General features: G+C 39.1%; 19 protein-coding genes, 2 tRNA genes and 1 pseudogene. 18 read left to right on the top strand and 4 right to left on the bottom strand.

The features are described from left to right. Positions 1–10: 10 nt before the first annotated feature. The 4 genes from QE450_RS14495 to QE450_RS14480 all read left to right on the top strand — a co-directional run bounded on the left by QE450_RS14495 (position 11) and on the right by QE450_RS14480 (position 4,573). A complete protein-coding gene (locus QE450_RS14495; protein ID WP_307300055.1) occupies positions 11–1,369 on the top strand; it encodes an STM4014 family protein in 1,359 nt (452 codons plus the stop codon). Between the two features lie 19 nt (positions 1,370–1,388). Beyond that, positions 1,389–2,177 carry an STM4013/SEN3800 family hydrolase gene (locus QE450_RS14490; protein ID WP_307300052.1) on the top strand — a complete coding sequence of 263 codons (789 nt, stop codon included), beginning with the start codon at positions 1,389–1,391 and terminating at the stop codon, positions 2,175–2,177. 198 nt (positions 2,178–2,375) lie between these two features. Then, positions 2,376–3,686 (top strand): STM4012 family radical SAM protein, encoded by a 1,311-nt coding sequence (locus QE450_RS14485; RefSeq protein WP_307302716.1) that lies wholly within the window; start codon positions 2,376–2,378, stop codon positions 3,684–3,686. 2 nt (positions 3,687–3,688) lie between these two features. After that, positions 3,689–4,573, top strand: coding sequence for an STM4011 family radical SAM protein (locus QE450_RS14480; protein ID WP_307302714.1), 885 nt, complete (start codon positions 3,689–3,691; stop codon positions 4,571–4,573). Positions 4,574–4,647: 74 nt separating this feature from the next. Here the strand turns inward: QE450_RS14480 and QE450_RS14475 are convergent, their stop codons facing one another. After that, complete coding sequence (locus tag QE450_RS14475) at positions 4,648–6,522, bottom strand: flagellar assembly protein A (RefSeq protein ID WP_307300049.1); 1,875 nt, start codon at positions 6,520–6,522, stop codon at positions 4,648–4,650. 292 nt (positions 6,523–6,814) lie between these two features. Between QE450_RS14475 and QE450_RS14470 the strand changes: the two genes are divergently transcribed. After that, positions 6,815–6,888: transfer RNA gene (locus QE450_RS14470), tRNA-Arg, on the top strand. 105 nt (positions 6,889–6,993) lie between these two features. On the opposite strand, the gene QE450_RS14465 is transcribed toward QE450_RS14470, so the two are convergent. After that, positions 6,994–7,341: an aegerolysin family protein gene (locus QE450_RS14465; protein ID WP_204826715.1), complete on the bottom strand. Its 348-nt coding sequence runs from the start codon at positions 7,339–7,341 to the stop codon at positions 6,994–6,996. 249 nt (positions 7,342–7,590) lie between these two features. Here QE450_RS14465 and psiE point away from each other — a divergent pair. The 3 genes and pseudogenes from psiE to QE450_RS14450 all read left to right on the top strand — a co-directional run bounded on the left by psiE (position 7,591) and on the right by QE450_RS14450 (position 9,300). Then, positions 7,591–7,999, top strand: a pseudogene (psiE, locus tag QE450_RS14460) (phosphate-starvation-inducible protein PsiE). Positions 8,000–8,037: 38 nt separating this feature from the next. Beyond that, entirely contained in the window at positions 8,038–8,481 is a 444-nt protein-coding gene (locus tag QE450_RS14455; RefSeq protein WP_301263276.1) for a hypothetical protein, read from the top strand. A 276-nt stretch (positions 8,482–8,757) separates the two neighbouring features. Beyond that, entirely contained in the window at positions 8,758–9,300 is a 543-nt protein-coding gene (locus QE450_RS14450) for a GNAT family N-acetyltransferase (protein ID WP_301263275.1), read from the top strand. A 119-nt stretch (positions 9,301–9,419) separates the two neighbouring features. Here the strand turns inward: QE450_RS14450 and QE450_RS14445 are convergent, their stop codons facing one another. Further along, positions 9,420–10,301 carry an AraC family transcriptional regulator gene (locus QE450_RS14445; RefSeq protein WP_307300043.1) on the bottom strand — a complete coding sequence of 294 codons (882 nt, stop codon included), beginning with the start codon at positions 10,299–10,301 and terminating at the stop codon, positions 9,420–9,422. A 225-nt stretch (positions 10,302–10,526) separates the two neighbouring features. On the opposite strand from QE450_RS14445, the gene QE450_RS14440 reads away from it, so the two are divergent. Then, positions 10,527–11,825: a Gfo/Idh/MocA family protein gene (locus QE450_RS14440; RefSeq protein ID WP_307300039.1), complete on the top strand. Its 1,299-nt coding sequence runs from the start codon at positions 10,527–10,529 to the stop codon at positions 11,823–11,825. A 217-nt stretch (positions 11,826–12,042) separates the two neighbouring features. Beyond that, positions 12,043–13,278, top strand: coding sequence for a DUF438 domain-containing protein (locus tag QE450_RS14435; RefSeq protein ID WP_307300036.1), 1,236 nt, complete (start codon positions 12,043–12,045; stop codon positions 13,276–13,278). A gap of 99 nt (positions 13,279–13,377) precedes the next feature. Here QE450_RS14435 and QE450_RS14430 read toward each other — a convergent pair. Then, positions 13,378–13,451, bottom strand: a tRNA-Arg gene (locus QE450_RS14430). 276 nt (positions 13,452–13,727) lie between these two features. Between QE450_RS14430 and QE450_RS14425 the strand changes: the two genes are divergently transcribed. From QE450_RS14425 to QE450_RS14390, 8 genes are all read left to right on the top strand, one after another. Further along, positions 13,728–14,618, top strand: coding sequence for a hypothetical protein (locus QE450_RS14425; protein WP_373461983.1), 891 nt, complete (start codon positions 13,728–13,730; stop codon positions 14,616–14,618). A 139-nt stretch (positions 14,619–14,757) separates the two neighbouring features. Continuing rightward, entirely contained in the window at positions 14,758–16,074 is a 1,317-nt protein-coding gene (tig, locus tag QE450_RS14420) for a trigger factor (protein WP_273613393.1), read from the top strand. 214 nt (positions 16,075–16,288) lie between these two features. Next, positions 16,289–16,879: an ATP-dependent Clp endopeptidase proteolytic subunit ClpP gene (gene clpP / locus QE450_RS14415; RefSeq protein WP_069325532.1), complete on the top strand. Its 591-nt coding sequence runs from the start codon at positions 16,289–16,291 to the stop codon at positions 16,877–16,879. 14 nt (positions 16,880–16,893) lie between these two features. Then, a complete protein-coding gene (clpX, locus tag QE450_RS14410; RefSeq protein ID WP_069325531.1) occupies positions 16,894–18,150 on the top strand; it encodes an ATP-dependent protease ATP-binding subunit ClpX in 1,257 nt (418 codons plus the stop codon). A 126-nt stretch (positions 18,151–18,276) separates the two neighbouring features. Then, positions 18,277–19,395, top strand: a complete 1,119-nt coding sequence (ispG, locus tag QE450_RS14405; RefSeq protein WP_204826707.1) for a flavodoxin-dependent (E)-4-hydroxy-3-methylbut-2-enyl-diphosphate synthase — start codon at positions 18,277–18,279, stop codon at positions 19,393–19,395. 192 nt (positions 19,396–19,587) lie between these two features. Then, positions 19,588–21,945 carry an endopeptidase La gene (lon, locus tag QE450_RS14400; RefSeq protein WP_273613392.1) on the top strand — a complete coding sequence of 786 codons (2,358 nt, stop codon included), beginning with the start codon at positions 19,588–19,590 and terminating at the stop codon, positions 21,943–21,945. A 318-nt stretch (positions 21,946–22,263) separates the two neighbouring features. Beyond that, positions 22,264–22,953: a ribosome biogenesis GTP-binding protein YihA/YsxC gene (gene yihA, locus QE450_RS14395; RefSeq protein ID WP_301263272.1), complete on the top strand. Its 690-nt coding sequence runs from the start codon at positions 22,264–22,266 to the stop codon at positions 22,951–22,953. 197 nt (positions 22,954–23,150) lie between these two features. Continuing rightward, entirely contained in the window at positions 23,151–23,732 is a 582-nt protein-coding gene (locus tag QE450_RS14390) for a non-ribosomal peptide synthetase module (RefSeq protein WP_273613390.1), read from the top strand. Positions 23,733–24,004 lie beyond the last annotated feature (272 nt).

Raw genomic sequence — 24,004 nt, 5'->3', positions numbered from 1 at the left:
TGAATTTGATATGAATAGATCTACATCGACTTCTTATCAACAATGGCTAGCTTCTGCGTCTGCTTGTATTTTGTTTGGTAATCCTAATAACAAGCGGACAGCAGGCTGGCAACAAGCAAGAGAACAATATGATCTGTCTTCTGCATTGGTCGTTCCTTATATTCGTTTATTGCATAGTATTCGTGCAGGAGAATCGCTGGATGATCTGTTACAAGCAGTATTTCAAAGACAGACTCATCATCAGCATCCTATTCGTGTGAGTGAACCCAAAATCGGTATTGATGGATGTTCAACATCCTCTGGTGTAGAGTCATCTTCGTTCTATCCATCTTCATTATTATTGCGTCTGGATGCACCTGGTGATCATTTTGCGGTCGAACGTGAATTGATTGCATTAGGTGCAGTAGATGCAGAAGGCGATATAGATGATGCGTTAGTGCCGTTAGATGCTTATACAGTAGGTTCTTCAATCTCAGCAACAGCAGCACGTCGATTGCAACCTCAACATGGACGTATCTGGTATCCTGCTCAGTGGTTTCGCGGGTATTGCCGATTGTTATCGTGGCTTCAGCGTGAAGTATCATTGTTATTACCACACGCAAAATGGATGAATGATCCTGCTGATATTGCTATCATGTTTGATAAAAGGCGCTGTCATCAGTGGCTACATACAGCAGGTGTAGCGGTACCTCCACTTGTACCTGATCTGCTAGGAAAGCATACTGGTTATGAACAACTTCGGCAAAGTATGAAGCAACACCGAATTCATCGCGTATTTATCAAATTATTTTGTGGATCTGCGGCTTCGGGTGTGATCGCTTATCAATACAATCCCCGTACAGGGGCAGAGATTGCGACCACTACAATCGGAATAGATAACAGTGGCAACGAATCTTATTATTATAACTCTGGCAAATTACGTCGTTATACAGACTCTGCAACTATAGCGCAGATTATCGATTGGGTAGGGCAAGAAGGTATGCATGCCGAACGATGGATCAGTAAAGCTAGCTGGCAAAATAAAGCTTATGATGTACGCCAGTTGGTATGCCGGCATGAAGCAGGGCATGCCGTTATGCGATTAAGCCATACCCCGATTACAAATTTACATTTGCGTAATGATCGGTTGGTAGTGTCTCAATCTCATTTGTCAGCAGACCAAATACATGCTATTGAACAGACAGCGATGGCCGGGCTACGTACGTTTCCTTATTCATTTTGTGTAGGAATTGATGTGCTTGTTCCGAGTCACGGTGGACAGCCTTATATTATAGATATGAACCCATTTGGTGATTTGCTGTATGATGTAGAGCATCGCGGGTTAGGCACTTATGCATGGGAGTTACAACAATGGTTAGCGCATGAGTGACAATGAAAGGATTATCGTTATGCTTAATATGAATGAAATTGTCGGTACACATGATATTTTGATGATTACACTGGATACGTTGCGATATGATGTAGCCAAGTTAGAAGAAGAGAACTGTCCTCATTTATGTGCAACAGGAGGATGGGAGAAGCGTCATAGTCCGGGTAGTTTTACGTATGCTGCGCATCATGCTTTTTTCGGTGGATTTCTACCGACGCCTGCTAATACGGACAAAGATTCACATATTCGATTATTTCATGGAAAACACAGCGGATTTCGCACTCATCCGTACACCTGGCTATTTGATGCGCCTGATATCGTATCTGGATTGGCGCAAGAAGGATACCGTACGATCTGTATCGGTGGTGTAATCTTTTTTACGAAAAAGAATAAACTGGCAAAAGTATTACCTGCTTATTTCCAGGAGAGTTATTGGCGAATGACATTTGGCGTGACCAATCCACGCTCTACCGAACATCAAGTGAATCACGCGTTACAATTGTTAGACGGAGCTGATCCAGAGCAACGTTTATTTTTATTTCTCAATGTATCTGCTATTCATGGACCGAATCATTATTTTATTTCGAATCATATTCGTAAAGACTCGATAGAGACTCAGCGAGCGGCTTTGCGTTATGTTGATAGAGAAGTAGGACGACTATTTGAGGCTTTTCGCAAGCGGAAGCGACCAACCTTATGTCTGGTATTTTCCGATCATGGAACCGCTTATGGGGAAGATGGATACGAAGGTCACCGGTTAGCACATGAAGTAGTCTGGAATGTGCCTTATCGTGAATTTAGATTATAGGAAATGTATATGAAATAAGCTGTGCATTGTATAAAAAGTATAAAATCATGTAAATAAAACAAAACATGAATCTGTTCATGTTAAGCGGTTATTGACAAAAAGGAGTGTTGTAGTATGAATTCGGAATCATTACAGTTACCGCTCCATGCGATTCCACCATCAGAATGGACACCTCAGTTGCAGGAATGGGAACAACAGATGAAGAGTGCTCCTTATCGTTCATATCTTTACTCTTATCCACATAAGACAGCGTATCGTGAACTCAGTCCGCCGTATTCGTTGCAACAATTATGGGAACAAGAGCAACTGGAAAGTTATTTTCTTTATATGCATATTCCATTTTGCGGAGCCCGTTGTGGGTTTTGTAATTTATTTACGTTGCCAGATAAGCGGGTTGATGTACATCAGCAGTATGTAGATGCGCTGGAGCGTCAAGCCAAGCAATGGGCACCACTTGTAGCCAGACGACCTTTTTCACGATTTGCGATTGGTGGAGGTACGCCTACTTTATTACAGCCAGATCAATTGAATCGATTGTTTGATATTGCTGAACATATTATGGGGCTTGATCCTACGCATGCTTCGATTTCTGTAGAAACATCGCCGGATACGGTAACTCCTGAACGGTTAGATATTTTGAAGCGTCGCGGAACTGACCGGGTGAGTATGGGGATTCAGAGCTTTGTTGAATCGGAAAGTAAAGCAATCTATCGCCCACAAAAACCAGAGTTAGTACGTGAAGCGTTGCGGATGTTAGGGGATTATGATTTTCCTTTACTGAATGTAGATCTGATCTATGGATTGCCTGAACAGACGGTAGAGACATGGTTATATTCAGTAGACCAAGCATTATCGTATAATCCAGGTGAAATATTTATTTATCCATTATATATTCGAGAAAATACCATATTGAAGCCAGGGCATACCGGATTAGAGCAAGATATTCGCTTAGAGTTGTATCATGCTGCTCGTACCCGTCTAGAAGCCGCTGGATATACACAGTACTCGATGCGACGTTTTGCTAAGCCGTTATCTTCCTCTAAGCAACTATTGCCGTATAGCTGTCAGGAAGAAGGGATGGCTGGACTTGGATGTGGAGCACGTTCCTATACTAGAGAGGTGCATTACGCTTCTCATTATGGAGTGAGCGCTGCCACAACACGTAGTATTATTGAAGACTATGTAGCCGCTGAACGTCATGATCAGGCGAATTATGGATTTGTGCTGAATCAAGAAGAACGCCAGCGACGCTTTATTCTCAAAGCTATTTTACATCGCGAAGGATTAACGATAGCTGATTATGTAGAACGGTTTGGTCAATCACCACTTACTCATTTTCCAGAATTGCACAATTTAATCTGGACAGGGATGGCTGAACTTGTAGAAGACGAGCAACAATCTCAAGTGTTACAACTAACCACTGAAGGGTTAGCTTATTCAGATGGTATTGGAGATTGGTTTATTTCAGACGATGTGTATGCATTAATGGAAGGATATGTAGGCTCATGAGTATGCAGGCAACTATTTATTATCGGGGCAAATTATCTTCGTGCAATTATAGTTGTCCCTATTGTCCGTTTAGTAAAACAGTCGATAGCAAAGATACATTGATGCAAGATCGTGAACAATTGTCACGCTTTATGGAGTGGGTACGTGAACAACAGCATTATGGTCATCAGCTTTCTATCTTTTTCAATCCTTATGGAGAAGCTCTTGTACATTCATGGTACCGGGAAGCGATGATTGAATTGTCTCATATGAGTCATGTGAACAAAGTGGCTGTACAGACCAATCTGTCTGTGAAGTTAGATTGGACAGCTCAACTGAATCCGACTAAAGTATCGTTTTGGGCAACGTATCATCCAGAACAAGTCCGTGAAGATCGATTTGTGGCTCAAGCGATGACATTGTATCAACAAGGCATAGTATTTAGTGCAGGTACAGTCGGATTACGGGAAGCTTTTCCAGCGATTCATCGTTTGCGTGCTCGATTGCCTGAAGATGTCTATGTATGGGTCAATGCATTCAAAGATCGCCCGCATTATTATAACGAAGCAGAAGTAGAAGAATTGAGCGGAATCGATCCTTATTTTAGATACAATCTGCAAGATTATGATAGTCTCGGACAAGCTTGTCAGGCGGGGGAGCATGTTTTTTATGTGCAAGGTTCAGGGATTGTAAAGCGTTGTTATCAAGATAAGCGCGTGATTGGACATCTTTATCGTCATTCTTTGGAAAAGTTATCGCAAGATCGTCCGTGTCAGATGAAAACATGTGGTTGTTATATCGGTTATATTCATATGAAAGATCAACCGTTTGATTCTATGTATGGGTCACATTTGTTAGAACGTGTACCTCAATCGTATCGTACATTATCTACAGCTATGCAACGATAAACAAAACCGGAATGGAATATATCCATCACCGGTTTTTGTTTTTTTATCGATTCTATTGGTAAAAGAGTATACGTTTATGAAGAAGAAACGCTGGTTTGTTGAGGTACTTGTTGTTGATTTAACATGTACTCCATATTGAACAATTGTTTTTCGACTTTTTCCCAGACGTTTAATTTATAACTATCAATCATAATGCAACCGTTATGCATATTGTTCACATACACATGAGTACGTGCTTTGAGTACGCAGTGTGCATTGCTACTACTACCTACATTTTGAGCAACGATTCGATCCATAGCTTCCAGTTGAGAACCACGACATACGGAATGTTCATCTAAAAAAGCGATACTGCCCGCAGAATACAATTCACTTTGGATCACACCTGCTTGTGTAACTACGATATCGCCATTTGATTTGATAATAGCATTCTGACATTGAGCCATTTCGATACTGACTTTGGTCTCTTGCATACTGGCTACATTGGAATGAAGCTGTTCTAACAATAATCTCATTCGTCCCAAAGTCTGTTCGCAGAAAATATCTGCTACTTGAGCGGATTGAATGATCTGTCGAAGCAATAGCAATAATTGTTCATTTTGTTCAGTCTGTACTTGTTGGATACTTGCAAATACTTGTAACAGATCACGAGCAAGATCAGGAATAATCTTAAATTTGCTTTCTAGCAACAACATAATAACCTGTCCATAACGTACCGTTTGTTTACGTGCACGTATTTCATTAGTCAGCAATTGAGCAGCAATCTCTAAGCGTTCCATTTCTTGCTTGAGTTGCTTGGAAACCATATACATTCGATTGAACATCACTCCGAAATACCCTGAATACAGCTGACCACTAATCACATTTCCTTTAACTAGAATACTTCCTGTCGCTGTGATTGTAGAATTATACACATTTCCATGAACATAGACATTGCCAAGCGATTCAATAATCATATGATCGGTGACATGGCCATGAATAATCACATCACCCGAAAAGACAATATTACCTGTACTAAGATCTACATTGCCTTCCACGATAAAAGCATTAGAAATATCGAATTGATGTACTTTTTTGCCCGTTAAGCGTGGTCTGCCCGGAGTGAGAGCAATAATTTCACCTTTGTCATTCATTTCCGTTGATTCTTTAGCGACCACTATAAGATCTTGAGCAGGTGTAGGAGGAAGCATATCTCCATATACGTTATAGCCTGGAATCCCATCGACCAATGCATGTTTGACAGCAATCACATCACCTTCATGAACAGAAGGGATACGGCGATGACTGCGATAATCGATCACACCACCAATTTCATGGAAGATCGTTTCAACTTGTTCAGGAAAAAATAACTCTAATCTTGCATCGATGCCCGGTGTTGACGCTTTGCCACGAGCTACCACCACAGGTTGGTGAGTAGGATGTTCCAATTCTTCCATAATAGCAGCGGTATCCACATGTTTGCGAATCCCTAGCTTCTCAAGTGTATTGATAATATGATTGAATTGCACCACATCAATTACCAGATATTTGTTCGGTGCAACTTTAATAAAAGCACGATCAGAAGCAGGCAAATCTTGCAGTTCCCATGTATATTTTTCACGCGAATATAGAATCAATGAAGCTTCCATTTGATCGCGAGACACTTTAATTTCAAATAACGGTGGGTATTTAATATCCCATGTAATAATATCGTCTTCGGTAACTTCTGTTGCTCCATTTAAAGGAATCCCGTTGATCAATAATGTTAAAGGGGAGACTGCACAAATAGTGGCCGGCTTTTTACCTTCATCTGGTGAAGTGACGATAATCTGATGATTCTCCACCTGAATCCATCCATTACCATGAAAAGAATCCGATGCAACAGACTTACGATCTACAGAAGCAGACGATGAATCCAAGTTCATTCGGTTAATAAGTAAGCCCAGTTCCTTTTCGGAGATGGGTGTAGCCATAGGGAATACCTCCATTTCAATTGCTGATAGATACTATAGGAAAATGGAACCGACATGAGTATGTTTGAAAAAATAAGTGGGAGCGTTTGCAAGTAGGAAAAGTATGTATGCGTGGGAGATTCGATATAGGTATATTAATCCACTTTTTTCCAATTGAAACTTATAATTGAATATAAAGTACCACGTATTTCATAAAAAAAACAGGTAATTCTAAGTATATAATAATTTTTTTTGAAATTAAATACATAATAGAGTATAATCAATAATGTTGTATTACATACATAACCTATTTGTCTCAGTAGCTCAGCTGGATAGAGCAACGCCCTTCTAAGGCGTCGGTCGGGGGTTCGAATCCCTCCTGGGACGTAAAAAAAGAAGTCTTCTCATTATACCAATGGGGAGACTTCTTTCTATATTCAATAATCATAAATAAAAACAGTAAGCATACAATCACTTAACGATAGATTTCACTTATGTGTTACTAACTAGATAAGTCACATTACATACATTCCCACTACCACCAATCACCTGAACCGTATAAGCAGGTGAACTACTTTGTGCAGAAAATCCGTCTGAACCCACGTATGGATCATCAAAGTACAACGTAATTTCCCCTTGAGGTAACTTGTAATAAATTGTTCCTTCTACCCCTGTTGCGAATCCATCAGAATCTGCTTCAAAATTAACAGGCTTAGCATTGTTTGTTACATTGGTCGGAGAAACCACCCATTCTCCATGAGCTAAATTCGTTTTACTTTCCAAAACCAATTCGCTGTCAGTTACATTAATTACAGAAATGTGTACTTCGCGTTGAGACATACGAAAATCACTCCTCTAATATAAAGTGGTCTTGCAGAACTATAATAATTTAATTTACTAATTTAATCAATATATTTATTTTAAAACATTTTTGGTATAAAAAGTAAAATGTAAGTATGAATGTAAAGCTTTGAATAGTTTCATTGCGGGTTCTCAATTCCGATTGTATAATCTATGGATAGACGAATATATACAAATAAAAGATCGTAGATCGTTATAGAATAGAGGAGGATCACCTTGAAATCGTGGATGAGTCATATTTATAAAATACCTGCTATTTTACAAGGAATATTGAATACTACACTTGTTTTTAGTAGGTTTTACACTAACGTTTTTTCTTCTTAAAGAAACATGGTATATTTTTAGCTTTATGTTTATTGATTCAGATGTGGGTAAAACAGATTATGAATTTACAGAACAGCTTTTAGTATTCTTTTTGTATTTCGAATTTATTGCACTGATTATCCAGTATTTTAAAAGTGGATTTCATTTCCCGTTACGCTATTTTATTTATATTGGGATTACTGCGATTATTCGTCTGATCATTATCGACTACACCAACGCATCCAATACATTATTGTGGTCGATCTCGATTGCTGTATTACTAGGTGCACTGGTACTCGCCAACATGAAAGTTGTACGAAGAGACGAGCATTAAAGACTTATTCATCTAACCCTAATTCTGGAGGAATCCGTATGAGTGAACAAGTGAAAGTATCGCAACGTACCGCATTGATTTTAGAGCGTCTACGTCGTGATGGAATAACGCAAGAGCAATTGATCGATGCTTTGGAACGCCAGGATATCGCTCCATTAGAGCAGATCACATCATCACAGACTGATTTTCAAGAATGGTTTACTTATGCAATAGAGCATAATGAACCTCTGGTACAAGCAGTAAAAGAAGGATACCGAATCACATTTAATACGATTCAAGGACTGAAAATGTGGTTGGATTATCGCTTTTTGCTTGAAGAAGATGATGATTATACAGAAGGCGAAGGTCGCTTGGATGAGATTACATTGACTGCTGACCAGATTGAGCAATTAAAAGAGGCTATCGCTGTAAATTGGGTAGTGTTAGAACAAGAAGATGGTACAGTATCTCTTGCGCTACGAGGATTGTTACCTGCTTCATAAATACATGTACAATAAAAAGACTTCTATACTCACACTTAGATGATATATATCGGTGGAGATCGAAGTCTTTTTATTTTGTTTGGTTTGCGGCTTTTTGAAGCTAGCTTTTTAATTTCAACTTTCTTTGGATTTTAACTTTTTAATTTCAACTTATAGCTATGTGATTTTAATAAGTGATCATTTTAATCTATCTTATGCTTCATTTGAACATAGCATTTCATTACGATATGGTATACATAGACTCAAATCAAAAAGAAAAACAATAGGAGATTGATGATGCAAAATATAGAAACACAGCGATTACGATTGAGACATTTTATCGAAGCAGATGCGCAAGGACTTTTAGAATATTTAGGACAGCCGCGGGTAAATTGTTTTCTCGATGATAAAATCAATACATTACAAGAAGCTCAATTAAAAATTCAAAAAAGAAGCAAAGATGATTCATATATCGCTGTCTGCCTCAAAGAAACGAATGAGTTGATCGGAGAATTATTTGCGTTAAAAGAAGAACCGGATACGTATTGTGTCGGTTGGAACTTCAATGCTCGGTTTGAAGGCAAAGGGTATGCTAGTGAAAGTGTGCAGGCGTTGTTTCAATACTTATTTACACAGATGCAAGCGAGAAGATTATATGCTTATGTTGAAGATGATAATTATAGATCACAGAAATTATGTGAACGATTCAAAATGCGTCAAGAAGGTTGTTTTGTAGAATTTGTATCTATGACTACGTATGAAGACGGCACTCCTAAATATGAGAATACTTTTCAATATGCATTGCTCAAAAAAGAGTGGTTACAACATCAGTCTATGTAGTCACCATTTAATTGTATATTCAAAAATCGCATATGCAAAAGAATGTTTGTAGATAGAAGTTTCTTTGACAGAAATATTAAAATACATGCAAAAGGTAGCTCATCTCATACACTGCATGTTTATCTATTTATCCCTATATGTTTGGCAGAAGCCCGGTATTCTCGAGGACTGACCTGAGATAAATGCTTAAACATTTTACCAAAATGCGAAAAGTTGCCGAAGCCTACTGTATTTGCGATATCGATAACTTTAAGCTCAGATTCTCGTAACAATCGTTGTGCTTCCTGTATACGAACTGTATTCAAATATTCGGTGATACTGAATCCTGTTGTTTTTTTGAAAATACGACTAAGGTATGACGGGCTTAAATGAAATTGCTCTGCTAGTAAAGGTAAAGAGATCTCTTGCTGATAATGAGACTTGATATAGCGAGCGACTTCAGACATATGTTGATGAGCTTCAGTTCCGATAGGGGTAGGAAGCTGAGGCTGTTCGCGATGTAGACGAGCACAAGTAATTAGTAATTCAGTTACAATACACTGCATACATAATTCATACCCTGTTGCTTGCACAGTTAACTCACGCAATAGTTGTTGTACAAGAGGATTCAGATGAGATTGTTCTCGTGTAGATAAATGAAAAACAGGTTGTTTGGACTGGAATAAAGATAATATCCATGCACGATGTCCGGCAAAATGTTGTTCAGCAAAATGATCATTAAAGTACATCACAATCCGTTCATGTTCAGGCAGTTCAGCAGGAAGTGTACGATGCAATTCATTTTTGGCGATAAATACAAGATCTCCTTGTTGTACACGATAGATCTGATCTCGTATAAAATAATGGCGCTCACCTGATAACAAAATATACACTTCATAATGAGGATGAAAATGTTCATGAGTCATCGCAAAATAATCGCTTCGTCCCGCATATTCTACAGTAAGCGCATTCGGCGTCTGCGTATCAGTCAAGCTTGATCCTGTCTTATATCCATGATTCATATCTAGCTTCCTCCTGCTCGATAAAATCCATCAGCTTTTATGTGCCATATCTATTTATCTAGTCTATCTGTCTATCTACATATCTGTAAGCGTTATCTTTAAATGAGTATATCACAACAAAATAAGCGGTATATATGAAATAAAACAAGATTTGCGGAGAAATATAATGCTTTATTTGCTACTCTTTTTATAATCAATGATAAAGTAATGAGAGGGGAATATAGCATGACATTGAAAAAATATGTATTAGTAGGTACAGGTGGACGGGCTGAATTTTTTTATGGAGCTATAGCAAATACATATCGAGATACGTCGGAATTAGTGGGACTATGTGATATCAATCTCACTCGCGCCCGTCATGCTAATCAATTACTACAAAATAAATACAATTACCATGCTGTAGATCTATATACCGCAGATCAATTTGAGCAAATGATTCATGACAAACGTCCAGATGTTGTGATCGTGACCAGTGTCGATCGTACCCATCATCGTTATATTATCAAAGCACTGGAATTGGGATGCGATGTAATTACCGAAAAACCTATGACAGTAGATGAACATAAATGTCAGGATATTATTGATGCTGTGGAACGCACCGGTCAGAAAGTAAGAGTGACATTCAATTATCGTTATGCTCCTCATCATACCAAAGCACGCGAATTGATCGCAGATGGTACCATTGGTGATATCACTTCTGTTCATTTTGAATGGTTGCTCAATACAGAACATGGAGCAGACTATTTCCGTCGCTGGCATCGAGACAAGCGCAACAGCGGTGGATTATTAGTCCACAAATCTACCCATCATTTTGATCTGGTTAACTTCTGGATCGGTTCACAACCGGATACGGTATTTGCGATGGGAGACTTATTGTTTTATGGTCGTGAAAATGCAGAAGAACGAGGCGAAACGAATTTCTATGCACGTTCTACAGGAAGCGAAGTCGCTAAAAATGATCCATTCGCTTTACCACTAGACACCAATCCTAATCTAAAAGCGATGTATCTGGATGCCGAACATGAAGATGGTTATATTCGCGATCAGAGTGTGTTTGGAGATGGAATTAATATTGAAGATACAATGAGTGTTGTGGTTCGTTACAAAAATAAAGCGATGCTAACCTATTCGTTAAATGCGTATATGCCCTGGGAAGGATACCGTATTGCTTTTAACGGAACCAAAGGACGTATCGAAATGGAAGTCGTCGAAAAATCTTATGTCAATGCAGGCGGGGAAAAAGCAGACGAAGGTGCTCTCAAACGCAAAACGATCAAAGTGTTCCCGATGTTCTCTGAAGCCTATGAAGTGCAAGTGGAAGAAAAAGAAGGCGGTCATGGTGGAGGCGATCCTGTGCTTCTAAACGATCTGTTCGGCGAACCTGTCGAAGATCCTTTCCACCGCGCAGCCGATCATGTGGATGGAGCACGCTCGATCCTAACAGGAATCGCAGCTAACCAATCGATCCGTACCGGTTTACCTGTCAAAATCGATGGATTGGTTCATTTTAATCAATCCAAGTGATATGCAAACATTATCAATTTAGACATCAAACACAATAGATAAGAAAAAGCCCTCCTCTCTTCAATTAAGAAGGGCTTTTTTCTATGTCTATTCATCCTCCTCATAGTGATTACAATCACTACCTTGAATACAGGCACATGTTACGATTCATTTGAGAATAATTCTCAATAAACAGAATGATAGCCAAGCATGATCGATAAGGAAGGATTGAACTATAATGAGTGAACTGATCAACAACCGGGAACATCGGAGTCCCTTAGAGGATACACGTCAACAGATGCTAAAAGAAATTATTAAAGAGCTGCATCAAGGTAAAAGTACTGAAGAAGTGAAAGCCCGATTTACAGAAGCAGTAGGTGATATTACGGTCGAAGAAATTTCTAGCTTGGAACAATCATTAATGCAAGATGAAGGCATTCCTGTCGAAGAAGTGCAACGGTTATGTAGTGTACATGCAGCGATTTTCAAAGGATCGATTCAAGATATTCATCGTGTTCACAGACCAGAAGAACAACCCGGACATCCTGTTTATCTATTAAAAAAAGAAAATGCAGAATTAGAACGGTTATTGCATTTCTCTATCAGTCTGCATCTAGATCAATTTCGCAAATCAGATGCCGAGCATAACCGTCTTAAATTACTGGAAGATTTGAGCTTATTGTATGATGTAGATAAGCATTATAGCCGTAAAGAAAATTTGATCTTTCCATTTTTAGAAAAGTACGGTATTTTCGGGCCGACCAAAGTAATGTGGGGTGTCGATGATGCGATTCGTGGAGCGATCAAAGAAGCCAAACGGTTGTTAACGACTTATCAAGGCAATGCTGATGAAGTGATTGCTTGTATAGAGCAAGTCAGCCGCGAAGTTAGCGAAATGATTTTTAAAGAAGAACATATTTTATTGCCGATGGCATTGGACAAATTAACAGAAGATGAGTGGGTATCGATCGCTCGTGAAAGTGATCAGATTGGATTTTGCTTAATAGAATCGGATTCGCAGTGGAATCCTGATCGTCAGCCATTACCTCTATCCTCTACAGAAGAGCATTCAGGTTATATTCATTTACCAACAGGTATACTTTCGGTACAACAACTTGAACTGATGATGAATCATTTACCTGTAGATCTTACATTTATAGACGAAAATGATGTAGTTCGTTATTTCTCTCATGGCAAAGAACGGATCTTTGCACGAACCAAAGCAGTGATCGGCCGCACGGTACAAAATTGTCATCCTCCGCAAAGTGTACATGTAGTTGAAGAACTTTTACGAGATTTCAAAGCAGGGATTAAAGATATCGAAGATTTCTGGATTCCTTTAAAAGATCAATTTATCTATATCCGTTATTTTGCTATTCGTGATGAAGTAGGCACCTATATGGGAACATTAGAATTCACCCAAAATATCAAACCTATTCAAGCGCTAGAAGGAGAAAAACGCATTTTATCCTGATCATATATGTATGAAGGATATAATAAAAAAGAACAGTACTCCGATAAAAAAACAAAAAAAGAAGTATTCTATAATGAAATAGAATACTTCTTTTTGGTACGTCCCAGGAGGGATTCGAACCCCCGACCGACGCCTTAGAAGGGCGTTGCTCTATCCAGCTGAGCTACTGAGACAAATAAAATATGCGTTTGAAGCGCAACAAAAATATTATAGCATAACATAAATAGGTAAGACAACACTTTTTTTAGATTGTAAAATAACGTAATGCAACGAGGGAAGAACGATTACATACTTTTTGAAGCAGGGACAAGCTATGTTATAATCATAAAATCGTAACGCTTATATTGATATTTTCGTAATATTAAATATACAGTTAGCATTGAAATGTAGGAGGTGCTATTATAACGGACTCAACGAATTCACATACAGAATCATCTGGAAATGTTATTTTGTTTCCCAAAACGTTAGATTTTTATCAGATTGAATTAACGAATATGTTAGAAACCGAACGTTATGGCGAAGCGATGTCTTTGCTTGATTTTTTACTGCATTGTCAGGGACAAAGCGACCAGCAAATCGAAGAGTGGGAATCGCTATTAGGTTGGTTACGGATGAGCTTTCCAGAAGCAGCGATCCAAAATAGTTCTTTGGATCAACAAGAAGAGGAAGAGAACCATCCAGATAGTGATACGATGATGCGAGATCGTATCAAAGGGAAACAATCAGCAGATCATTCGTATGAATCCCAACTACTGGAGACAGCTATGCAACAGCCTGTCACTGAGCGCACGTTGTTAGCACTTGAACAGCTATCTTATTTGGATCAGCCAAAGATTGATGATGAGTTGATTGAATGGTTGCAGACAGGTAAGCAACATCCTTTAATTCAATTCCGTATTTTGCAAACGTTGCGTAGACGTGGGCATTTGGGTAATGTAAGCTTTGAACGTGATCATGAATGGATTGAAGTCGAAGTGGAAAATGTTCCGTTAGAACCTGCTGAGTTTCCTTTACCGGTTATTCAGATTTTGGAACGTGTCGCTGATAAGACGGAAAGTGATGCACCGAACTTATTTTACTTTGCTCAAGAATTATGGTCACAGTTTATGATGGGCATATACGGTACATCTAATTATCAGTTGATCGCAAGAGGCGATGATGCTGAACTTGATATTTGGGCAGCGGCTCTTCATCAGACCGTTTCTGAGACATTAGAAGGTAGCAAGGAAGAAGAAAGTATCCGTTTACTATACGGGGTAACAGATAATATTCGCTTCCGCTATGAACAAGCTTATCGCGCTATGCACCAATTTGTGTCAGGACAATTGCCACGTTCTTGATCTAAGAACAGAGAGTCCAGACCATCAAAGGAATCACGCTTGAAAAACCATCGATAGTTGTATATACTATAATGGTTATTCTGTACGTGAAATTAACATTTATACAATGTGAAATATTTTTTGGAGGGGAATACTTGAAATGACAGCAAAATGGGAAAAAACAGAAAAGAACCTTGGGGTTCTTGAGGTAGAAGTAGGTGCAGAGCGTGTAAGCGCGGCACTTGATAAAGCATTCACTACAGTAGTTAAAAAAACCAGCATCCCTGGTTTCCGCAAAGGTAAAGTGCCTCGGTCTATTTTTGAAGCACGCTTTGGCGTAGAAAGTCTTTATAACGATGCAATCGATATCTTGCTTCCAGAAGCTTACTCTGAAGCTGTTGACGAAGCAGATATTTTCCCTGTGGATCGTCCTGAAATCGAAATCGAGCAATTCGCAAAAGGCGAAACTTTCAAATTTAAAGCTAAAGTTACTGTAAAACCTGAAGTTAAATTGGGTGAATACAAAGGACTAGAAGTACCAGTTGCTAAAGCTGAAGTTAGCGAAGAAGACGTGAACGAAGAATTGACACGTTTGCAACAACGTCATGCTGAATTGTCTGTACTTGAAGAAGGCGCTGCTGAAAATGGAGACGTTGTTGTTATCGACTTCGACGGTTCTGTAGATGGCGTTCAATTCGAAGGTGGACAAGCAGAGCGTTATTCTCTTGAATTGGGTTCTAACTCCTTTATTCCAGGATTTGAAGAGCAAGTAGTTGGTATGGCTACTGGCGACTTCAAAGACGTAAGTGTAACTTTCCCAGACAGCTACCATGCGGTAGAACTTGCTGGTAAAGATGCAGTATTCAAAGTAAAAGTTCACGAAATCAAACGCAAAAATCTTCCTGAATTGGACGATGAGTTTGCTAAAGATGTAAGTGAATTTGATACACTTGATGAGTTCAAAGCAGATTTGAAATCTCAAATCGCTACTCGTAAAGAAAACGAAGTAAAAGCAGCAAAAGAATCAGCAGCAGTAGAAAAAGCAGCTGAAAATGCTGAAGTAGAAATTCCAGAAGCAATGATCAGCTCCGAAACAGAAAACATGGTTCGTGATTTTGACAACCGTCTTCGTCAACAAGGTATGAACCTTGAGATGTACACAGGATTCTCTGGTCAAACAACAGATGATCTTAAAGAGCAAATGAAAGAAGAAGCTTCCAAACGCGTTCGTAACAACCTAGTGTTGGAACAAATCGCTAAAGAGGAAAATATCGAAGTTTCTGAAGAAGAAGTAACTGCGGAATTGGAAAAAATGGCTGGACAATTCCAACGTGATGCTGAAGAAGTTCGTAACATTCTTGCTGCGAATGGTTCTCTTGCAAGTCTTTCTGACGAAATCAAATTGCGCAAAACAATCGAAATCTTGGTAGACAACAGCAAAGAAGTTGAGCCTGTAGCTGCTGAGAAAGCTGAGTAATTTTTAACTTTATATGAACGTTGCAAATATTTGCAACCTTTTCAGATAAGGCACGTATACATTTGCGTGCCTTATTTTTACCTATTTATAGATAAAATGATTAGCACTGAAAAAATGACATGAGACCTTGTACATGTTAAAATGGTTCTGTGTCATTATTTCTATGCATTTTTATATGCCCTATATTTTATGACAAAGAAAAGAGGTTGGTCTTATGAGTCTAGTACCTATGGTTGTCGAACAAACCAGTAGAGGTGAACGATCTTACGATATTTATTCAAGATTGCTCAAAGACCGTATCGTGTTTCTGAGCACGGCGATTGATGATGATGTAGCCAATCTCATTATTGCACAACTATTGTTTTTAGCTGCGGAAGATCCAGAGAAAGACATTCATCTATACATCAACTCTCCTGGTGGTTCTGTCACAGCAGGGATGGGTATATACGATACAATGCAATTCATTAAGCCAGATGTATCCACGATCTGTATCGGTATGGCTGCAAGTATGGGTTCACTGTTGTTAACAGCAGGTGCACCAGGTAAACGTTATGCATTGCCGAACAGTGAAGTGATGATTCATCAACCGCTTGGTGGTATTAGCGGACAAGCATCAGATATGAAGATCCATGCTGAATGGATTATCAAAACACGTCAAAAATTGAACCAAATTTATGTAGAACGTACGGGGCAATCTTTAGACAAGATTGAAAAAGATACCGATCGCGATTATTTCTTAGAAGCTGAGGAAGCGAAAGCTTACGGAATTATAGATCAAATTCTCACTCGTCCGATCACAAGCTAAAGAGGGGTGCTTACATGTTTAAATTTAATGATGAAAAAGGACAGCTTAAATGTTCTTTTTGCGGAAAATCTCAAGATCAGGTCCGTAAGCTTGTAGCAGGTCCTGGTGTTTATATATGTGACGAATGTATCGAACTTTGCACAGAGATCGTAGAAGAGGAATTGGGACATGAAGAAGAGTTAGATCTTAAAGATATCCCAAAACCACAAGAAATCCGTGCGATTTTGGATCAATACGTTATCGGACAAGATCAAGCTAAAAAATCATTGTCTGTAGCTGTATATAATCACTACAAACGTGTAAATTCACAAAGTAAAATTGAAGATGTAGAATTGCAAAAAAGTAACATTATGCTTGTAGGACCAACAGGTTCTGGTAAAACGTTACTTGCGCAAACAATGGCTCGTATTTTGAACGTACCATTTGCGATTGCAGATGCAACTTCATTAACAGAAGCTGGTTACGTAGGGGAAGATGTTGAAAATATCTTGCTCAAACTAATCCAAGCTGCTGATTATGATGTAGAAAAAGCAGAACGCGGTATTATTTATATCGATGAAATTGATAAAGTAGCTCGTAAATCTGAAAATCCTTCAATCACTCGTGATGTATCCGGTGAAGGTGTTCAGCAAGCATTGCTGAAAATCCTTGAAGGTACGGTTGCTTCTGTTCCACCACAAGGCGGACGTAAGCATCCTCATCAAGAATTTATTCAAATCGATACCACTAACATCTTGTTTATCGTAGGTGGTGCTTTTGACGGTCTTGAGCAATATATCAAACGCCGGATCGGTAAAAAAGTAATCGGTTTTAACTCTAATAATGAAGGTCAAAAAGAATTGAAAGCAGGCGAATACCTAAGTATGGTATTGCCAGAAGATTTGCTTAAATTCGGTTTGATTCCTGAATTTGTAGGACGTCTACCAGTTATTTCTGCTCTAGAACCACTAGATGAAGAAACATTGGTACGCATTTTGTCTGAACCTAAAAATGCATTGGTAAAACAATATTCCAAAATGTTGGAAATGGACAATGTAGAATTAGTATTTGAACAAGGTGCACTTGAAGCGATCTCCCGTGAAGCGATCAAACGTAACACTGGTGCTCGTGGACTTCGTGCCATCATCGAAAGCATTATGCTTGATGTGATGTATGAAGTACCGTCTCGTGATGATGTAACCAAATGTGTAATTACTCAGCAAGTTGTTGAGGATAAAGTGGTTCCTGAGTTACAGACAGGCAAAGATAAAAAGCAAGAAGAAAGTGCATAATAACTTAACGATTAATGGTTGAGTATGCGTTTCTTCTATGATGTTCATAGATAACGCGCCGGCCTTTTTCCTTTGCAGGATGAAGGCTGGTTTGCGATTAAGCCCACATGTAAGGGAGCAAAAAAAATGTTTTTGAGAGAAAACACAAGACCGGTCAAAGTCGGAGATTTGACAATTGGCGGCAGTAATGAAGTTCTGATTCAAAGTATGTGTACCACCAAAACAGCAGATGTAGAAGCGACTGTAGCTGAAATACTACGTCTGGAAGAAGCAGGTTGTCAGTTGGTTCGTGTAACAGTCAACAACGAAGAAGCAGCAGCGGCAATCAAAGAAATCAAAAAACGCATTCATATCCCTCTTGTAGCGGATATTCATTTCAATCATAAATTAGCTTTACTTGCGATTGAAAATGGAATCGACAAAGTACGTATTAATCCGGGTAATATCGGTAGACGTGATAAAGTCGAAGCTGTTGTACGTGCATGTAAAGAAAAAAATATTCCAATTCGTATCGGAGTTAATGCCGGTTCACTGGAAAATCATTTGCTTGAGAAATATGGTTACCCAACACCAGAAGCAATGGTAGAAAGTGCATTATTCCATATCGGTATTTTGGAAGAATTGGATTTCCATGATATTATCGTTTCACTTAAAGCATCTGATGTGCCTATGGCGATCGAAGCTTATAGTCAAGCAGCGAAAGTGATTCCTTATCCGCTTCATTTAGGAATTACAGAAGCAGGAACATTGAATGCAGGAACGATCAAAAGTTCTGCGGGTATTGGTGCACTTTTAGCATTAGGTATCGGTTCTACTGTTCGTATCTCATTAAGTGCCGATCCTGTAGAAGAAGTAAAAGTAGCTCGTGAGCTACTCAAAACATTCGGCTTGATTACGAATGCAGCAACATTGGTATCTTGTCCGACTTGCGGACGTTTGGATATTGATCTGTTTTCAATAGCCAATGAAGTTGAGGAGTATATTTCCAAATTGAAAGTGCCGATCAAAGTATCTGTACTGGGTTGTGCGGTAAATGGACCAGGTGAAGCGAAAGAAGCCGATATCGGTATCGCTGGTGCTCGTGGAGAAGGACTTCTTTTCCGCTATGGTAAAATGATCCGTAAAGTACCAGAAGCAGATATGGTTGTAGAATTGAAAAAAGAAATCGATGCAATTGTTGTAGCGTTTGAAGCGACAGGGAAAATTCCGGGTCGTGAAGAGCGTCATGCACCTGCAACGAAGTAAATGTATAGACTAATGTAATAAAGCATACGTAAAGATACTGGTGGAGGAAGTTGCCTCAATCAGTATCTTTTTTTACATGAATTTCTGCAAAATCAGATCGGTTGGAGGATCATTGGTTTTTCAATGTGATATTTGGTAAACTAGGAATGATATAGGCACTATGATACGCACAAGCATAGGAGGATGAAAGCGATGGGACCAAATAAAAATAAGGGGCGTCGTTTTCCTTTACTGCCTTTGAGAGGACTACTTGTCTATCCAAGTATGGTATTACATCTGGATGTAGGACGAGATAAATCTGTAAAGGCATTAGAAAAAGCGATGGTTGACGATAATTTAATTCTTCTTTGTTCGCAATCGGAAGTCAGCATCGAAGAGCCGAGCCAGGATGAGATTTTTAGAATCGGAACGGTAGCTAAAGTCAGACAAATGTTGAAGCTGCCTAATGGAACGATTCGTGTACTGGTGGAAGGTTTGGAACGTGCAGAGATTATTCAATATATTGATAATGAAGAATACTATGAAGTGCAAGCAAAAGAACTACCGGAAGAAGAAACCAATGATCCGGAAGTCAGTGCATTGATGCGGACCGTATTGACTCAATTTGAACATTATATTAATTTGTCCAAAAAGGTAACGCCAGAGACATTAGCAGCGGTATCTGATATCGAAGAACCTGGTCGATTGGCAGATGTGATTACCAGTCATTTGTTGATCAAAATCAAAGACAAACAAGATATTTTGGAAACGGTTGATGTTCGTGCGCGTCTGGAACGTTTGTTAGATATTTTGAACAATGAACGTGAAGTATTAGAATTGGAACGCAAAATCAATCAACGTGTCAAAAAGCAAATGGAAAAAACGCAACGTGAATATTATTTGCGTGAACAAATGAAAGCGATCCAAAAAGAACTAGGTGAAAAAGAAGGTCGAGCTGGCGAAGTCGAAGAGTTACGTCAACAATTATCCGAAATTTCGGTACCTGAAAAAGTACAAGAAAAGATCGAAAAAGAAATCGATCGTCTTGAGAAAATGCCTGCCAGTTCTGCTGAAGGTAGTGTTATTCGTAACTATGTTGACTGGTTGATCAGCTTACCGTGGTCGAAATCGACAGATGATGATCTGGATCTTCATCATGCAGAAGCGATTTTGAACGAAGATCATTATGGACTTGATAAGCCCAAAGAACGGGTACTTGAATATTTAGCAGTACAGAAATTAGTGAAAAAGCTAAAAGGACCTATTCTTTGTCTTGTAGGGCCTCCGGGTGTTGGTAAAACGTCATTAGCACGTTCGATTGCCAAGTCTTTAGGACGCGAATTTGTTCGTATCTCACTTGGTGGTGTGCGTGATGAAGCTGAGATTCGTGGTCATCGTCGTACGTATGTAGGAGCAATGCCTGGACGTATTATTCAAGGGATGAAAACAGCAGGTTCGACCAATCCTGTATTTCTGATGGATGAAATCGACAAAATGGCTTCTGATTTCCGCGGAGATCCTTCAGCGGCATTGTTGGAAGTGCTTGATCCCGAGCAAAACAATACGTTTAGTGATCATTTTGTTGAAGTGCCATTTGATCTATCCAACGTTATGTTTGTGACAACAGCAAATAGTGTGCAAAGTATTCCTCGTCCGTTATTAGATCGGATGGAGATGCTTTCTATTCCTGGATATACTGAACTTGAGAAAATGCAGATCGCTAAGCAGTATCTATTGCCTAAGCAGACCGAAGAACATGGTCTAACTCCTGAGCAATTAGAAATTGGCGAAGATGCACTTTTACGTATGATTCGTGAGTATACACGTGAATCGGGTGTACGTAATCTAGAACAACAAGTCGCTGCACTTTGTCGTAAAGCAGCCAAAGCAATCGTCTCTGATAATTTAGAAAAAGTCTCTATTGAACCGGATCAAATCAAAGATTATCTAGGTGTACCTAAATTCCGTTATGGTCTGATTGAAAAAGAAGATCAAGTCGGTAGTGTCACTGGACTTGCTTGGACAGAAGTAGGCGGAGAAACGCTAACGATTGAAGTCACCGTTGTACCGGGTAGTGGTAAATTAATGCTAACAGGTAAATTAGGCGATGTGATGAAAGAATCAGCGCAAGCTGCATTCAGTTACACACGTTCCAAAGCTAAAGACCTGCATATTGCAGACGATTTCCATGAGAAAAATGATATCCATATTCATATTCCAGAAGGCGCTATCCCTAAAGACGGTCCTTCTGCCGGTATTACGATTGCAACTGCACTAATCTCGGCTCTAACCGGTCGCCCTGTATCTAAAGAAGTCGCCATGACAGGTGAAATCACACTGCGTGGACGTGTACTCCCTATCGGTGGTCTCAAAGAAAAAACATTAGCTGCTCACCGTGCAGGATACAAAAAAATCCTACTTCCGATGGATAACGAACGCGACTTACGTGATATCCCAGAAAGCGTAAGAAACGATCTTACCTTTGTTCCAGTATCTCATATGGATCAGGTGCTAGAAGAAGCTCTTATCGCTCCCAAAGAAACACCTGAAACGATCCAGCCTTTAATCTAAACCACTCAATTTAATAACAAACTACCAACGGAATCGTTCTATAAGCAGTAAAATAGAGCGATTCCGTTTATTTGATGTGCTATACTATTACTAATCCGTTGATGGAGCAGAGTATCTTTTGTAGCACGGAACGAAGCAAACGGAATTATTCGATAGAAGCGAAGCGCTCGCCTTTAAGATCGAATATCTACTGCGACCAGCAGTATTTCAAGATATTTGATCTTAACAGCGATCGACAGAATAATCCGTTTGTGAAGTGGTCAAGCTACTTGATCCGATGTTTACCTTCAACTTCTAACTAAAGGGGAACTTGTAATTATGAAAGTAAATAGCGCGGAATTTATTATTAGCGCGGTGCGTCCGAACCAATACCCGGAAGATGGGTTGCCAGAGATTGCTCTAGCAGGACGATCTAATGTAGGTAAATCTTCTATGACTAACCGTTTGATTAGCCGTAAAAACCTGGCACGTACCAGTGCAACACCGGGTAAAACACAACATCTAAACTACTATATGATCAATGAATCGATGTATTTCGTCGATTTTCCTGGATATGGGTATGCCAAAGTTTCCAAAAGTCAGCGTGAAGCATGGGGTAAAATGATTGAAAAATATTTACTCGAACGCGAAACGTTGCGTATGGTTGTACTGGTGATCGATCTTCGCCATCCACCTTCCAAAGACGATGTAATTATGTACGAGTGGCTTAAATACTATGAACGGGATGTATGTATCGTTGCTACCAAAGCCGATAAGATTCCACGTAGTAAATGGGACAAGCATATCAAAATCGTTAAACATGGTTTGAGCTTTGTACCGGAAGATGATTTTGTACTGTTTTCATCTGAAACAGGATTGGGTAAAGATGAACTATGGTCCGTCATCGAACGTTATGCTTTTGCACTTCCTGAGTCAGAAGATGATGAAGAAGTAGCGCAAGTGGAGACAGAGAACGAAGATCATCCGTTAGAAATGGAAGAGTCCAAACCCCCTCAAAGCAATCAATAAAGTCACGAACAGGTCAGCAAAACGAAGAAGTTTGTATAGAAAAGTGAGTATTCAGGCCGTTCTTTAGAACTTTACGGGGATTGTTCCGTTTTTTTCTGGAATATGGTGAAAATAGTTCATCTTGATCACAAGCAAGGCGTTTCGCAGATGATGTATAATGAATATATTGGAATGTTAAAAGAATTGAGGAGATTTTTATGGCTCAGCGGTTAGCCACAGAATATATTAAAGCCAGTTTACAGTTGTCGAAAGCTCAAATGTCCCAGTTTGTCCATTATGCCGAAGATCCTCAGATCCACCATCGAGTAAAAATACTTGATAACGGAAATCAGGAAATTGTTCTCGGAGTGAAAAACGGAGAAGAAGTGCATTTACCTTTTGACCTCAGAGAAGGAAGCTATGTCTGTGAGTTATCTTTCCGCTTGGTAAATCCGCAGTTAACCAACATCATTCGCAAACTATTTGTTGCTTTCAAAGGCAACGGAGTAGTCAATCGAATCTATGATGGATTTATCATGAGATACCATTATCAACAAGGCTCTGTTCGTCAGATTGTTGAATGTATAGGCGAACAAGAGAAAATGATCTACCAACACAAACATACAGCAATAGATATGAAAAGCCAGTGGCAATCTGTATCTGTTGAGACTGATATTGAATTGGTACGAAGTATTGTAGATCGTCTGTTGGACCAACGTTTAGCTTCACAAGGTCCGTATGAACAGATTGATCAAGAGCTACGTATTCAATCCCAAAGATTGTTCGGTATGGAAGCTTAACTACGAATCATAGTGTCTGTTTTCCTTTTGAGGAAAGCAGGCTTTTTTATTATAAAAATATTATATTTATACATAAAAATGCATGCTAAATCAGATAAAATAAACAATCTTTAAATATTTAATAAATATTGCAAAAAGGCTTGCATTTCATGTCGATAGATGTTATTTTTAATCTCGTTGAAAATAATATTAGGAACCAGGATTCACTCAGGACATAGTAATGTTGCGAGAGATAAGACCCTCGGGAAGTGAATGACGTAGGTCCTAGCGGA

Source organism: Paenibacillus sp. SORGH_AS_0306 (genome assembly GCF_030819345.1).
GTDB lineage: Bacteria > Bacillota > Bacilli > Paenibacillales > Paenibacillaceae > Saccharibacillus > Saccharibacillus kyungheensis.
Note: the sequence above shows the minus strand (reverse complement) of the source record. Positions and strands in the feature narration are given on the sequence as shown.